Below are 14,172 nucleotides of genomic sequence, written 5' to 3'. Positions count from 1 at the left end.
CATCCTCCTTTCACAAGGACTTCGTTGTGACATTGACCTCCCGCGCCACCCTCAATCGTCAGTCCCTGGGCCTGGGCCTGCTCGCCCTGCTGCTGTTCCTCGCCGGGGTTCACCAGCAGGCGGCCATCGGCTTCGATTCGCGCTTCGTCCTGTTCGCCCAGGAAATGTTGCGCCACGGCCCGGGCTTCTTCCCGACCACCTACGGCGAGCCCTACCCCGACTACTCGGCCTTCTCGACCGTGCTGGTCTGGCTGTTCGCCCTGCCCTTCGGCACCGTCAATGCCCTGGCGGCGTGGCTGCCCAGTGCCCTGGCAGCGGCCTGGATCGTGGTGCTGATGTACCGGCTGGTCGCCCCCCACTCCCCGCGCTGGGCACTGCTGAGCATCGCCCTGCTGTTGTTGAGCAACACCTTCATCACCGAGACACGTGCCGTCTCGCTGGATCTGCTGCTGGCCGCCGTCGGCTTCTCGGTGTTCTACCTGGGCTACACCGCCGATCATTTCGCCGCAACGAAACGCCATGGCTGGATACTCGCCCTGCTGGTGCTGGGCTTCGCCATCCGCGGACCGATCGGCCTGGTGATCCCCACCGGCATGCTCTGCAGCTACTACCTGCTGGGCGGCCAGTGGCGACGCCTGTTCGTCTTCGGCTTCCAGGCCCTGGGCCTGCTGGCGGTCTGTATCGCACTACTGCTATGGCTGGCCTGGCTGGATGGCGGCAGCGTCTTCCTCCATGAAGTGATCCGCATGCAGTTCACCGGCCGCATGGATGGCAGCGAAGGCTCCAGTGGCCTGCTGTATTACTTCGGCAGTTCGTTCGGCAACTACGCCCTGGCCTATCCGCTGGCGGTCCTGGGGGTGGTGGCACTCTTCGCCGGTGGTCGCCAGCAACGTGGGCCGGCGCTGCAATTGATGCTCTACTGCCTGGCCGCCGGCCTGATCGTGATGCTCGGGCTGTCGGTACCGCAGGCGAAGAAGGCCCGCTACATCCTGCCGATGGCGCCAATGATCGCCATCGTCGCGGCCTTTGCGTTCCAGGCAGGCCAGGGGCGGCTGTTCGCCTGGCTGCGCGGGCTGATCCAGGGCCTCTGGCTGCTGCTGCCGGCGCTGCTGATCGGCGGGATGATCCTGCTGCATCGACGCTTTCCCGAGGAACTGCCGACACTGGGCATCGCCCCCTGGCTGGTGGGTGCCCTGCAGGTCATCGCCGTGATGATGCTGTTCAAGACCCGCTGGCGTGCCATCGGCCTGGCGGCCTGTGCGGTATTGGCGATGTGGGCGAGCTACATCCTGGTCGTCGAGCCGGTCGAGCGGACGGCCTATGACACCCGGACATTTACCCGGGCAGCCCAACAGTTGATCCATCAGGCGTCGGCGCCCGTGGTGCTGCACGCCATGGGCAAGGACGCGAAGGCAATCAAGTTCATGGTCAACCTGGACGAGGATCTGCAACCGCTGTTCACCGATACGCCGCAGCAGTTGCAGGCGGTGAGCGGGCCGGCGTGGCTGGTGATGGACAGGCAGGATTACCAGAAGCTGCAGGGTACGCCGGTCGGGGCGCTGGTGCCGGTGTTGAGTGGGCGGTTCGACAAGAATGATTTCGTGCTGCTCAAGCAGCCCTGATACGGAGTCGCCTGGCCGCTCCTGGCGGTTCGCGGGCAAGCCCGGCTCCTACGGGGGATCGATACCGAACGCGGCATTGGCGTACGGCACCATCCTGTAGGAGCGTGGCTTGCCCGCGAACCGCCGCAGGCGGCCAGACGACAGCAGCCGACTACCCTCAGGCGATCACCACACTGGCGCCTTTGAGCGTATCCAGCCCAACCCCCACCAAGGTCACCGAATCAGCGCCAAAGCTGAGCACGGTGTCATTGCCGACCACCTTGGCATGTTCAAGAATGTTGTGCCCCTGGGTATCGGCATAGCCCATGAACACCAGCTTGTCCGAAGACTGGAAGCCGCTGATGCGGTCCTGGCCAAAGGCACCGTTGAACAGAAAGGTGTTGCCCCCGCCCCGCGCCTCCATCAGGTCATTGCCCGCCCCGCCGATGAACAGATTGCCGCCATTGGCCGCGCCGATCAGGTGATCGTTGCCGCCATTGCCCAGCAACCATTCACCCGAAGCCTTCGCGGTCAGGGTGTCCGCCCCGGCGCCGCCCACCTGCGAAGCGACATACTGGCCGCCGGACAGGCTCTGGTCAGCGACCTTGTGGGCCACGTCCCGGGACAGGAACACCAGGTGCGGTTCACTGCTGACCAGCGTGCCGATATCCCTGGCAATGGTGATCCCACCCTGGGCATCGCGAAGATACAGCGTGCCCTGGCCGTCATTGGCGATCTCGACGCTGTCGAGAGGCTTCTGCAGGTCAAGGGTGTTATGGCCCTTGCCACCGAGAATGATGTTGTAGCCGCCGTCGTCGCGGAACGTGTCATCGCCGCCGCCCCCTTCGAGATAGTCGTTGCCGCGCCCGCCCTTGAGCAGGTCGCTGGCCTCGCTGCCGATGATGAAGGTGGTGCCGCTATGGGCCTCGGCGTTGCGGTTGAGGTCCTGCACCCAGGTCTTGTCCCGCGCCGGATCCGACAGGTTGCTGACGACGATGGTCGAGTTCCTGCCGGTCAGGTCGTAGAACGACGAATCGACTATCCGTTGCATGCCGTTGCCATAGGCGGTCGGCAGATGCGACAGCCAGGTGGCGATGTTGCCGATGGAGAACGGCATGGCGTTCCAGGCATCGGACGCGTAGTGGTCGTTGAAGTTGACGATGTTGTTGGTCGCCGAAGCCTTGTAACCGTCATGCACGCCGAGGGTCGCCAGGGTCAGGCTGGAGCCGTCGAGGGCCCGGAACACCGGATCGTTTTCATAGCCGATGTTCAACACATGGGTGCCCGCGCCGCTCTGGGTCGGCGAGGCGAAGGCGATGTAGCTGGCATCCTTGTAGAAACCGCCCCACTGGCCCGCACTCAGGTCCGCCAGGCTGTTGACCGCCAGCCCGCCCAGGCTGTGCCCGCTGACCAGCACATCCTTGCCGCCCAGGCCGTTGGCCCGGGCAAAGGCGGCGACGCTGTCGAGCAGGCCGGAGAAGGCATTGGCGCTGTAGTTTTTCGCGTAGTCCTTGGGGCCGATGGCCGCCAGCAGGTCATTGATCGCATCACCGATGGTGTCGGTGATCACGGTTTCCCGCGGGCCGCTGGTGCCGCGAAAGGCGATGCCGATGGAGGTCAGGTGGCCCTCGGCGTCGTACTTGCCGAGCACTTCCGCCTGAGCGGTGGTGTAGCCGGCCTTTTCGCCGTAGAAGGTACCCCGGCCATCGGTCTTGCCGACGTAACCCAGCTGGCTGGCGCTGATCGGCGTCCAGCCGGCCGCCTTCACCGCCGCCAGCGCCGCCTTCTCCGAATCGGGGTTCCAGGGCACGCCGGGAATTACGCCCTGGGCGTCCGTGCCACCGATCAGCGCCTTGACCAGCGTCGCCGGCAGGCCGAGGCCGAAGCCGTGCTGCTGGTAACCGACAGCCAGGCCATTGTCGATGTTGTGGTAGGAATACAAGGTGATCGCCATCGCGTCAGCGTACAGCGCCTTGGAGACAGTGGAACCCGCATTTTCATAGTCAAAAACACCCATGGTATTGCCTCTCTGTTGTTGAAATTGTCGAGAAAGCCTGCAACGGAAGTCAGTGAACGGCCGCCGGCGCCACGAAAGCCTCATCGACCCTGGCCAGGTCGGTTTCGCGCAGCGTGCCGGCGTAGTAATGCAATCGGGTCCAGGCCATCAGGTAGTCATAGCGCGCCTGCGCCATGTCCCGACGGGTGCTGTAGAGCTGTTGTTCGGCGTTGAGCAGGTCGAGGTTGACCCGCTCGCCGCCGAGGATGCTTTGCCGGGTGGAGAGCACCAGCGACTCGGCCGAAGCCAGCGCCTTGCGGTAGGCGCGCAGCTTGCTCGCCCCCGACTGGCAGGCGTTGTACTGGCGCCGCAGCTCGATCAGGGTTTCGCGGGTCTTGCCATCGAGTTCGTATTCGGCCTGTTCCAGGTTGGCACTGGCCTGGCGAACCGAGGCGGACACCCCGCCACCGGCGAACAACGGCACGCTGACCTCGAAGCCGACGGTGTTGGTGTCGTAACGCTGGTTGTAGGTGTTGCCGCTGTCGGACTCGCTCTTGCGCAGGCTGGCATAGGCATTGAGCTTGGGCAGGTGCCCGGCGCGGTTGCGCTCCACTTCGTAGTGCGCCACTTCCACCGCCTGGCGCTGGGAGGCCAGCGTCGGGTTGTTGCTCAGGGCCAGCTCATGCCAGGTGGCGAAGTTGGCCGGCTCCAGTGGAAACGACTCGAACCCCTGCGCCAGCGGCGCCAGTTCGGCGACGTCGACCGTCGGCACGCCGATCAGCGCTCCCAGCTCGCGCAACGCCGCATCCTGCGCATCGCGGGCCTCGATCTCCTCGGCCGTGGCCAGTTCATAGCGCGCCTGCGACTCGAGGATGTCGGTGCGGGTGCCCTCGCCCTGGCGGAACAGCTGCGTGTTCTGCTGGAACTGTTCGTCGAGGGCCTTCTTCCGGGCCCTGGCGATCTGGATCTGGTCCTCGGCGAACAGCGCCTGGGTGTAGTAGGTCAGCACCCTCACCAGCAGTTCCTGGCTCTTGCCGCGAAAGGTCTCGTCGGCAAACAGCGCCTGGGCCACGCCCTTGCGATAGTTGGCATAGGCCTCGTAGTCGATCAGCGGCTGCTGCAGGGTCAGGGTCGAGCCGGAACTGGTGTAGTTGCGGTCCTCATGGAAATTGCCGCGTTCGTTGAGGTAGGTGACCCGAGAGTCGTTGCGGCCCTGGTTGTAGTTGTAGGACAGCCGCGGCAGCAGGCCGGCGCGGCCGATGGCACGGTTTTCCTGGCCGGCATCGCGCTCCTTGAGCGCGCCGAGGAACACCGGGTCGTTGCGCAGCGCCTGCTCATAGACCTGGAACGGCCCCATGGCCTGGCAATCGAGGGAAAACAACAGCAACGCAGCCGCCACACACAGCGGTTTGGTCATCAGGCGCAACATACTACTCCTCGGTCAACGCAGAGCCCGCACGGTCCATCAGGGGCTTGAACAGATAGTTGAGCAACGACCGCTCACCGGTGCGCACGAACATTTCCGCCGGCATGCCCGGCTTGATCACCAGCCCGTTGAGTTTCTCCAGGGCCAGGTCGCTGACCGAACTGCGCAGTACGTAATACGGCGTACCACTTTTTTCATCGAGCAACTGGTCGGCGGAAATCAGGCTCACCGCACCGCTGACCCGCGGCGTGCGATTCTGGTTGAAGGCGGTGAACAGGATGTCCACCGGCAATGCCGTGCCGACCTTGTCCACCAGGTGGACCGGCAACCGCCCCTCCACCTCCAGGCGTTCGCCCTGCGGGACGATCTCCACCAGGGTGTCGCCGGCACGCACCACCGCACCTTCGGTATGCACTCCCAGGTTCACCGCGATACCTTCGGCCGGTGCGCTGATTTCGCTGTGCTGCAGTTCGAAACGGGCCGAGGTCAGTTGCTGTTCCAGGGTCAGGGTCTTGAGCTGGGCCTCGGCCAGTTGGCTGCGCACCTCCTTCTGGTATTCCTCGGCGTGCTGCGAAAGCTTCAATCGCGACTCGAGAATGCCCTGCTCGACCCGCCCGCTCTCACCGCTGTTCTGCGCCAGGTCCTGCTGCACCTGGGACAGTTGCCGCTCGTACTCCAGCAGGCGGTTGGCCGGGATATAGCCGTTCTCGGCCAACGGCCGCAGATTGTCCAGTTGACGCCGCAGGGAGTCGGCGCGGGCGTTCATGTCGGCGCGGGCCCGACGCATGCCGGCCAGTTGCGCACCAGCGCCCTCGATGGCGGCACGAATGCCGGCCTGTTCGCGGGCAAACGCCTCGCGCCGGCTGCTGAACAACTGCCGCTGACCTTCGAGCACCAGGCCCAGTTGCGGGTCGGTATCGGCGGTCAGCTCATCCGGGAAGTTCACCCGCGCCAGGTTGTCCCGCTCGCTCTGCCAGCGCGCCTGGCTGGCCCAGGCCACCCGGTACTGCGCGCGCAGGGACTGGACATCGGCCGAGCGCTGGGTCTGATCGAGGCGAAACAGCGGCTGCCCCTGGCGGACCAACTGCCCTTCGTGCACCAGGATCCGCTCGACCACCCCTCCGCCGAGGGACTGCACCGCCTTGCGCTTGCCGGAGACCACCACGGTCCCTTGGACCGCAATGCCCTGGTCCAGCGGCGCCAGGGCCGCCCAGGCGAAGAAGCTGCCGGCGCCCAGCAGCGCCAGCCACCAGCCGGCGCGGACAAAGAAGCCGGCATCGCGCTCCTGGCGCTCGTGGGGTTCATCGTGTTGCATCAGGCTGTCCTGGCTCATGCTCCGCTCCTGCGTGTCGCTGCACCGTATTGCCGGCTCAGGCTGAGCCCGGCTGGGGTTGGGGATGGCTCGCGCGGGGCTTCGGCCACCGTGGCCGCCGCCGGTTGCGCGTTGCCGGCCAGGGCCTTGAGCACCTCGGCGCTGGGCCCGAAGGCCTGCATCCGCCCCTCGTTGAGCACCAGCAGCTTGTCGGTCTGGGCCAGGGACGTGGTCCGGTGGGTCACCAGGATCACACTGCTGCCCTGGGCCTTGAGCTGGGCGATGGCCGCGGTGAGCGCCGCCTCGCCGACCGCGTCGAGGTTGGAGTTCGGCTCGTCGAGGATCACCAGCCGGGGGCCGCCATACAGCGCCCGGGCCAGGGCCACCCGCTGTTTCTGCCCACCGGACAGGCCGCAGCCATCGTCGCCCAGCAGGGTGTCGTAGCCCTGGGGCAGGCGCAGGATCAGTTCATGAACACCGGCCTGTACCGCGGCAGCCACCACCTTTTGCGGGTCGGCCTCGCTGAAACGGGCGATGTTCTCGGCCACCGTGCCACTGAACAGTTCGATCGATTGCGGCAGGTAGCCAATGTGCGGGCCGAGTTCATCGCGGTCCCAGCGATGGATATCCGCGCCGTCCAGGCGCACCACGCCCGCCAGGGTTGGCCAGCCCCCCACCAGCACCCGTGCCAGGGTGGACTTGCCCGACCCCGAGGCGCCCAGTACGCCCAGCACCTCACCGGCCTCGATGGCAAAGCTGACATGGTGCAAGGTGGCCCCGCGCCGCCCGGGGGACCTGCGCTGACCTGCTCGAACGCCACCCGCCCCTTGGGCTCGGGCAGGCTCATGGCGGGCTCGCCCTGGGGAAACTCGCGCAGCAGTTCGTCGAGCCGCCGGTAGGCCAGCTTGGCCGCGCTCCACTGCTTCCAGACGGCGATCAACTGGTCGATGGGGCTCAGGACGCGCCCCATCAGGATCGAGCCGGCGATCATCATCCCGGAGCTCATGTCGCCCTTGATCACCAGCAAGGCGCCCAGCCCCAGCACCAGCGATTGCAGGCACAGGCGCAGCGACTTGCTCAGCGAAGTCACCAGCGCGCCGGTATCGCTGGCCTGGTTCTGCCGCGCGAGAAACCGCGAATGCACCTGGAACCAGCGTCGACGCAGGGCCCCGAGCATGCCCATGGCCTGGATGGTTTCGGCATTGTGCAAATGGCTGGTGGCCAACTGGCTGGATTTCTGCGAATAGCCACTGGCTTCGGCCAGGGGTTTGCGGGTCAGCCACTCGTTGAGGCAGGCCAGCGCAATCAGCAGCACCGCGCCCACGCTGGCAAACACTCCGAGCCACGGGTTGAACAGGAAGATCACCAGCAGGTAGAGGGGAAACCACGGCGCGTCGAAGAACGCGAACAACGCGGGCCCCGTGAGAAACTGGCGGATATGGGTCAGGTCGCCCAGGGCCTGGCCGGCATGCCCCTCGCCGCGAAACAGGTTGCGTTCGAAGGCCGCCTTGTACACCCGCAGGTTGAACTGCCGTTCGAGCTGGCTGCCGATGCGGATCACGATGAAACTGCGGATGGTTTCAAGCACCCCGATGAAGGCGAAGAAGCCCACCACCATCAGCGTCAGCATCACCAGGGTGGTTTCGTTCTGCGACGTCAGTACCCGGTCGTAAACCTGCAGCATGTAGATCGACGGGACCAGCATCAGCAGATTGATCAGGGCGGTGAAACAACCGACGCTGATCAATATGCTCTTGTAGTCACCCAGTACGCGGAACAAGGGTGTACCCGAAATCATCTTCAACGATTTCATTTATCGTCCCTGATTTTTTGATTCTAGAAATTCGTGAGACCCGCAAGGATCTCTGCCCTGTCACTGAAGTTGATTCAAAACATGCAACGGCCCTTTTCCCCTGGCGATGGATTCGCCATCCAACGGACAGAGGCAGCCATCAGGCTGCCTCCTTTCCCAGACTCAGGCGACGATATCCGTCTGCACCGCCTGCCCGACGGTCATGACCCGGAAATCGGCCACGCCGTCCCCATCGAAGTCGACCGTCAGGTCATACCCCAGCACCGCCTCACGGGACTGCCCGGTGAACTTCTCGACATAGGTCAGGCCCGAGCCGTGGGTGAGAGCACTCAGATCGATCTTGTCCTTGCCGCTGACGAAGTCGACGATCCAGTCGGCACTCTCCGGGATCGAGTCGCTGATATCGCGATACAGGAAGGTATCCCGACCGGGGCCGCCCACCAGCCAGTCAAGCCCGGGGCCCCCGACGAGGATGTCGTCGCCGGCCCGGCCATTGAGACGATCTTCGCCGTCGCCACCATTGAGGTGGTCGGAACCGCGGCCGCCGATCAGGAGGTCGTCACCGGCGCCCCCGTAGAGGGAACTGGCCTTATTGCCCGCCCTCAGCGTGTCGTTGCCAGTACCCCCGAGCAACAAGTCATGACCACCGCCGCCGACGATACGATTGTCCTGGGCATTACCGACGATGTAGTCGTTGCCGGTCGTGCCGTTGAAGTTGACAAGCGGGTCAGGCACATCCTGCCTGGGAGAAACGGGATTGAGGGTAAACAAAGACATATCATTTCCTTAAAAATCAATAGGTAAAGCAACAAGAGCGCTTCGCCAACGAAAGGTCGTATCGGGCGGACTCTTGTGTACGGCTGTCCTGGGCAGGCGGTCACCCGCGCTTGCCGAAACTCAGTCGCGGCTCTTTCTGCCGAGGGTCAGCTCACCTTGCTGGCGTGACACCGAATAACCCGCGCCATCCCGGTTCAGGTGCACCAGGCCGCTGCCCTGCTGATCGAACAGCCACAGGCCATCCGGAGTCGGCTCCCAGCCGCTGGGGCGCTCGCCGAGCAGCTCGGTGGCGCACTCCAGGTCGCCCGTCAGCATGGGCGGCTGGGCCGCCAGCTCCAGCACGCAGGTCCGCGCCGGGCTCGAGCTGCTGGACAACTGCCATTGGCCCGCGAGCGATTCGCGGCTGGGTAACACCAAACTACTGGCCATGACGGCTTCTCCCATGAAAGTGAGTGACAGGGCCAGCAGCCAGGCCCCCCTGCGTTTTCGAGTGATGGGCCCGCTGGCGGGCCGGTGGTGGTCTTGCATGCGTTCCTTGCTCGTGGGTTTCATACCATCAGACCAGAATATCCGTGACCGCCATCCGCCCTACGGTGACAACCTGGAAATCCGCCAGGCCCTGCCCGGAAAAGTCGATGGCCAAGGTGCCCTGGTCGGTGTCGGCGTCATGACTCAACACCGCCTCGCCAGCCCGTCCGGTAAATGCGTCGACGAAACTCAGGCCGCCCCCCTGGGTCAGCCTGCCCAGATCGATCTGGTCCTGGCCGCTGACAAAATCCATGATCCGATCAGAGGCCTGCGGCGTCGAGTCGGTGATGGCGCCGAACACGAAGATGTCGTTGCCCTCGCCGCCCCAGAGGCGATCCGCACCGCCGCCACCCTGGAGGATATCGCTGCCGGCGCCGCCACGCAGTTCGTTGGCCACGTCATTGCCGATCAGCACATCGTGGCCCGAACCGCCAATGGCATTCTCGAGGATGACGCCGTGGGCAATCGAGACATTGCCCCGCAGGCCACCCACATCGGAGAACGAACCGGCCCGCAGATTGATTTCCTGGTCCTGGGTGAAACCGGAGAAGTCCAGGGTGTCATTGCCACCCCCATCCCACACCGAGAACACCAGGGCATCGGCAGACGACTGGGCACTGAGGTAGTCACGGCCGGTGTTGGAGTTGAAACCATAGACGGTGTCATCGGCACGGGTACTGTAGTTGGCCCCATAGAGCTTCTGGATCGCCGCGATATCGTCGCGCAACGGCGCGGATGAATAGTGTTCGGCGCCGTTCTTGACGAAGTTCTGCCCGGTGTTGCTTTCACTGAAGTAGCTCATGATGCTGTAACCCAGCGTGTCCTGCACGTAGCCGGCATCCCGGTAGCTCGGCTGGTCCACATTCGCCCCGTAGTCACTGGGGTGGGACAGCCCCAGGGTATGGCCGATCTCATGGACCAGCGACATGCGCCCATAGTTGTTCAGGCCGGGTGCACTGTTGAGGTCGTAGCTGTCGCTGACCAGGTACCACGACTGGCCGTCGTAGTCGGGATCGGACCCTGGCGCATAGGCGAACGCCGCGCTGCCCGCCGGGCCGACCTCGTAGTTGCCAAAGCTCAGGTGCCCTTCGCCACCGCTCGGCGCCTCGGTGAAGCTCAGGTTGGCGACATCCGCCCAGGACTGCAGGGCCAGCACCGCCTGCGCCTGCTGCAACGCGCTGAACTGGCCGAAGCCGCCGAGGCCGTGGTCGACCTTGAGCTCGACGAAGTTCGAGGGCGGCGTGTCCGGGAAGGCGAACGTCAGCTCGACGGTGCCGTTGCCGTCCTTGTCCTTCCAGGACTGGCCGCTACGGGTGAGCTGCTGCGCCGCCTGGTCCACGGAATAGCTCGGCTTGCCGCTGGTGATAGGGGAATTGATCGTTGTCACGCAAAATCCTCAAGGCAGGGCATCAGGCCACGATATCCGTGACGGCCATCCGACCGACCGTGGTGATCTGGAAATCCGCCAGGCCCCGCCCCGCGAAGTCGATCGCCAGGGTGCCCTGGTGGGTGCTCTCGTCATAGGCCAGTACCGCCTCCCGGGCATTGCCACTGAAGGCACCGACGAAGTTCAGGCCCGAACCGCGGGTCATCCCGGCCAGGCTGATCTCGTCCTGACCCGTGGTGAAATCCATGATCCGGTCAGAGGCCTGCGGCGTCGAATCGGAGACGGCGGAGAACATGAAGGTATCCCTGCCGGCACCGCCCCATAGTTCATCCGCGCCACCGCCGCCCTTGAGAACGTCGTCGCCGGCACCACCGCGCAACTGGTTGCCCAGTTCGTTGCCGACCAGCAGGTCCTTGCCCGAGCCGCCCATGGCGTTCTCGATAGCCACGCCATGGGCGATGGAAACATTGCCACGCAGGCCGCCCACGTCGGAAAACGCCCCCTCATTCAGGTTGATCTCCTGGTCCTGGGTGAAACCGGAGAAGTCCAGGGTGTCATTGCCACCGCCATCCCAGACCGAAAACACCAGCTTGTCCGCGGACGAGGTGGCGGTCAGGTAATCGCGGTCGGTATTGGAGTTGAAGCCATAGGTGGTGTCACCGGCGCGGGTGCTGAAGTTGGGGCCGTAGAGTTTCTGGATCGCCGCAATATCGTGCAACTGCGGCGCCGAAGGGTAGACAGACGCGTCGTCCTTGGCGAAATCCTGTCCGGTATTGGTTTCACTCCAATAGCTCATCAGGGTGTAGCCGACAGAATCCTCGACCACATCGGCCTTCAGCCCGTAGTCATCGTCGCCGCTGATCCGATTCCACAGCCAGTCGAGCCAGGTATCTTCCCGGGAGTTGTAGTCACCGGGGTGGTCCAGGCCCAGGGTATGACCGATTTCGTGAACCAGGGCGAATCGGCCAGCGCTGCCCATCACCGGCAGCTGGTTGGGCCCGTCGCCGGAGGCCCGGCTACGCAGCCATCCGGACCAGGTATCGTCGCTGGGCACCCGGTACCAGGACTGGCCGTCAAGGATGGGGTGGCTGTTGGGCAGGAAGGCGAATGCCGTGGCACCGTGCATGCCCTCGCTGAAATTGCCAAAGCTCATTTGCCCCTCCCCACCCGCCTGGGCCTCGGTGAAGGTCACATTGGTCACATCCGCCCAGGTCTGCATGGCCAGTTTCGCCTGCGCCTTCTGCTGCGCATTGAACTCACTGAATCCATCCAGGCGCATTCCAACGAAGGCCAGGTTGGGTGCGGTGAGAAACTGGTAGGTCAGGTCGATTCGACCGTCACCGTCCTGATCCGCCCAACGCTGATTGTAACGGGCGAGATGCATCGCGGCCTCATCCGTGGTCAGGGAAAACTTTCCGGAAGATTCCAAAGTATATTGCCGGACCTCGGACGGAAACTGTCCAGAGAGAACTTTATTGGAGCTGGTAGATGTCATGCTGAAATCCTTGAGGCATGGAAAAACTTGCTCGAACCGGTAACTAACCGATAACAAGCCGGCCTATTGGACTTTTCCCTGTCCGAAGCCTCCTGCAAATAACGCTCATTCTTCCATCCCTCGTACAACTTTTGAAAATGCTATCTGAAGCGTGCTCAGCCCCAGGAGGAAAAGTCGACAAGACCGTTAAATCATCCAGACTTCCCCTCGAGATTTCCCTTTACCCAGGCAACAGCAACTTCTCCATTCGACTTGCAGGAGTAGCGTAGACGCTCCCCTGTTTGATCAACTTACGCCATGATATCCGTGACTCTTACCACACCCAGCGTAGTAACCCGGAAATCGGCTACACCATCGCCAGAGAAGTCGACCTCCAACGTCCCCTCGTGGGCACGGCCCAGTACCGCCTGCCCGGCCTGCCCCGTAAAGGCCTCGACGAAGCTCAGGCCCGAACCATGGGTAATGTCGGTCAGGTCGATCCGGTCCTCGCCGCTGACGAAATCCATGATCCAGTCGGCGGCCTCTGGCGTCGAATCCGATATCCGGGTGAACACGAAGAGGTCGCGCCCTTCCCCTCCACGCAGCCAGTCAGGCCCGGCACCCCCCAAGAGGACGTCGTGGCCGGAACCGCCGGTCAACCAGTCTTTACCGTCGCCACCCTCGAGGATGTCATCGCCGGCATCCCCATACAGGACGTCGCAACCAGCCCCCCCATGAGCCGATTGTTCGCCGCATTACCGATAATCACATCGTCGCCCCTGCCACCCACGGCGTTTTCCAGGGTAACGCCCTTGGCGATCGACACATTGCCCAGCAGCCCGCCCACGCTTGAAAACGCGCCGGCGTTGAGGTTGATGTTCTGGTCCTGGGTAAAACCGGAGAAGTCCAGGGTGTCATTGCCGCCACCGTCCCAGACGGTGAACACCAGCTTGTCCGAAGACGAGGTGGCACTGAGGAAATCGCGCCCGGTGTTGGAATTGAAGCCATAGACGCTGTCATCGGCGCGCGTAGCGTGGTTGGCGCCATAGAGCTTCTGGATGGCCGCGATATCGTCCATCAGCGGACCGGACGCATGGGCCCCGTTGAATTTCTGGCCGGTGTTGCTTTCACTCCAGTAGCTCATGACGCTGTAGCCACGCGTGTCCTGCCAATAGCTTGCATCCTTGTAGCTTGGGCTGCCCTTGACGGCGTCGTAGTCTCCAGGGTGGCTCAGGCCCAGGTTATGGCCAACCTCGTGGACCAGGGTCTGGCGACTGTAGTTACCCAACCCGGGCGTCTTGCTTTCATCGGCCTTGTACCAGGACTGTCCATCGCTGCTGGCTCCGGAACCCGGCTGGAACGCGAATGCGGCCCCCTTCTTGCCGGCGCTGTAGTTGCCGAAGGTCAGATGCCCCTCCTTGCCTGGCTTCGCCTCGGTGAACGTCACGTTGGCGACGTCGGCCCAGGATTGCATGGCCAGGACCGCCTGCTTTTTTTGCAGGGCACTGAACGGACTGAACCCGGTGACGCCCAGGCCGCTGAAGTTCTTGGGGGCGGACGTCAGGAAACTGTAGGTCAACTCGATCTGCTGATCGTCATCCCGGTCCTTCAATACCCTGCCGCTACGGTTGATCTGGTTGACCGCCTGCTCCTGGGAATAGAATGGCTTGCCATCAATCGACAGGGGCGTCTGTGACGATGCCCATTCGGGCGGATCCCGATGCACGGAATTAAAGATTTTATCGAGGTTTCTGGTAATGGGCTGAGGCATTCTGATGCAAGTCCTTGAGACAGGGAAAACGTGCCCGAACACGTCAATGTTCGGCCACGAGGGTGCGCATTTGACGGCCCCTTATCC

8 protein-coding genes and 2 pseudogenes are annotated in these 14,172 nt (G+C 63.8%); 1 reads left to right on the top strand and 9 read right to left on the bottom strand.

All coding sequences use genetic code 11. The features are described 5' to 3' along the window. Window positions 1-26: 26 nt before the first annotated feature. Complete coding sequence (locus tag ACZ5KU_RS14245) at window positions 27-1,622, top strand: ArnT family glycosyltransferase (protein WP_464737337.1); 1,596 nt, start codon at window positions 27-29, stop codon at window positions 1,620-1,622. A gap of 157 nt (window positions 1,623-1,779) precedes the next feature. On the opposite strand, the gene ACZ5KU_RS14240 is transcribed toward ACZ5KU_RS14245, so the two are convergent. The 9 genes and pseudogenes from ACZ5KU_RS14240 to ACZ5KU_RS14200 all read right to left on the bottom strand — a co-directional run bounded on the left by ACZ5KU_RS14240 (window position 1,780) and on the right by ACZ5KU_RS14200 (window position 14,085). Beyond that, window positions 1,780-3,618, bottom strand: coding sequence for a polyurethane esterase (locus tag ACZ5KU_RS14240; protein ID WP_464737336.1), 1,839 nt, complete (start codon window positions 3,616-3,618; stop codon window positions 1,780-1,782). 49 nt (window positions 3,619-3,667) lie between these two features. Further along, on the bottom strand, window positions 3,668-5,026 hold the full coding sequence (locus tag ACZ5KU_RS14235) for a TolC family outer membrane protein (RefSeq protein ID WP_054060840.1): 1,359 nt from the start codon (window positions 5,024-5,026) through the stop codon (window positions 3,668-3,670). A 1-nt stretch (window position 5,027) separates the two neighbouring features. Continuing rightward, window positions 5,028-6,356, bottom strand: a complete 1,329-nt coding sequence (locus ACZ5KU_RS14230; RefSeq protein WP_054062274.1) for an HlyD family type I secretion periplasmic adaptor subunit — start codon at window positions 6,354-6,356, stop codon at window positions 5,028-5,030. Continuing rightward, window positions 6,353-8,148: pseudogene (locus ACZ5KU_RS14225) on the bottom strand (type I secretion system permease/ATPase). Before ACZ5KU_RS14225 ends, ACZ5KU_RS14230 begins: the two are co-directional and overlap by 4 nt. Before the next feature lie 162 nt (window positions 8,149-8,310). After that, window positions 8,311-8,925 carry a calcium-binding protein gene (locus tag ACZ5KU_RS14220; protein ID WP_054059345.1) on the bottom strand — a complete coding sequence of 205 codons (615 nt, stop codon included), beginning with the start codon at window positions 8,923-8,925 and terminating at the stop codon, window positions 8,311-8,313. 120 nt (window positions 8,926-9,045) lie between these two features. Next, on the bottom strand, window positions 9,046-9,354 hold the full coding sequence (locus tag ACZ5KU_RS14215; RefSeq protein WP_054062425.1) for an AprI/Inh family metalloprotease inhibitor: 309 nt from the start codon (window positions 9,352-9,354) through the stop codon (window positions 9,046-9,048). A gap of 127 nt (window positions 9,355-9,481) precedes the next feature. Beyond that, window positions 9,482-10,840: a serralysin family metalloprotease gene (locus tag ACZ5KU_RS14210; RefSeq protein ID WP_464737335.1), complete on the bottom strand. Its 1,359-nt coding sequence runs from the start codon at window positions 10,838-10,840 to the stop codon at window positions 9,482-9,484. A gap of 22 nt (window positions 10,841-10,862) precedes the next feature. Then, a complete protein-coding gene (locus ACZ5KU_RS14205; RefSeq protein ID WP_416773298.1) occupies window positions 10,863-12,335 on the bottom strand; it encodes a serralysin family metalloprotease in 1,473 nt (490 codons plus the stop codon). Between the two features lie 290 nt (window positions 12,336-12,625). Continuing rightward, window positions 12,626-14,085, bottom strand: a pseudogene (locus tag ACZ5KU_RS14200) (serralysin family metalloprotease). Window positions 14,086-14,172 lie beyond the last annotated feature (87 nt).

This window comes from Pseudomonas sp. Tof1 (genome assembly GCF_055390395.1).
The sequence above is the reverse complement of the archived record's forward strand: the minus strand, read 5'-3'. Positions and strand labels throughout refer to the sequence as shown.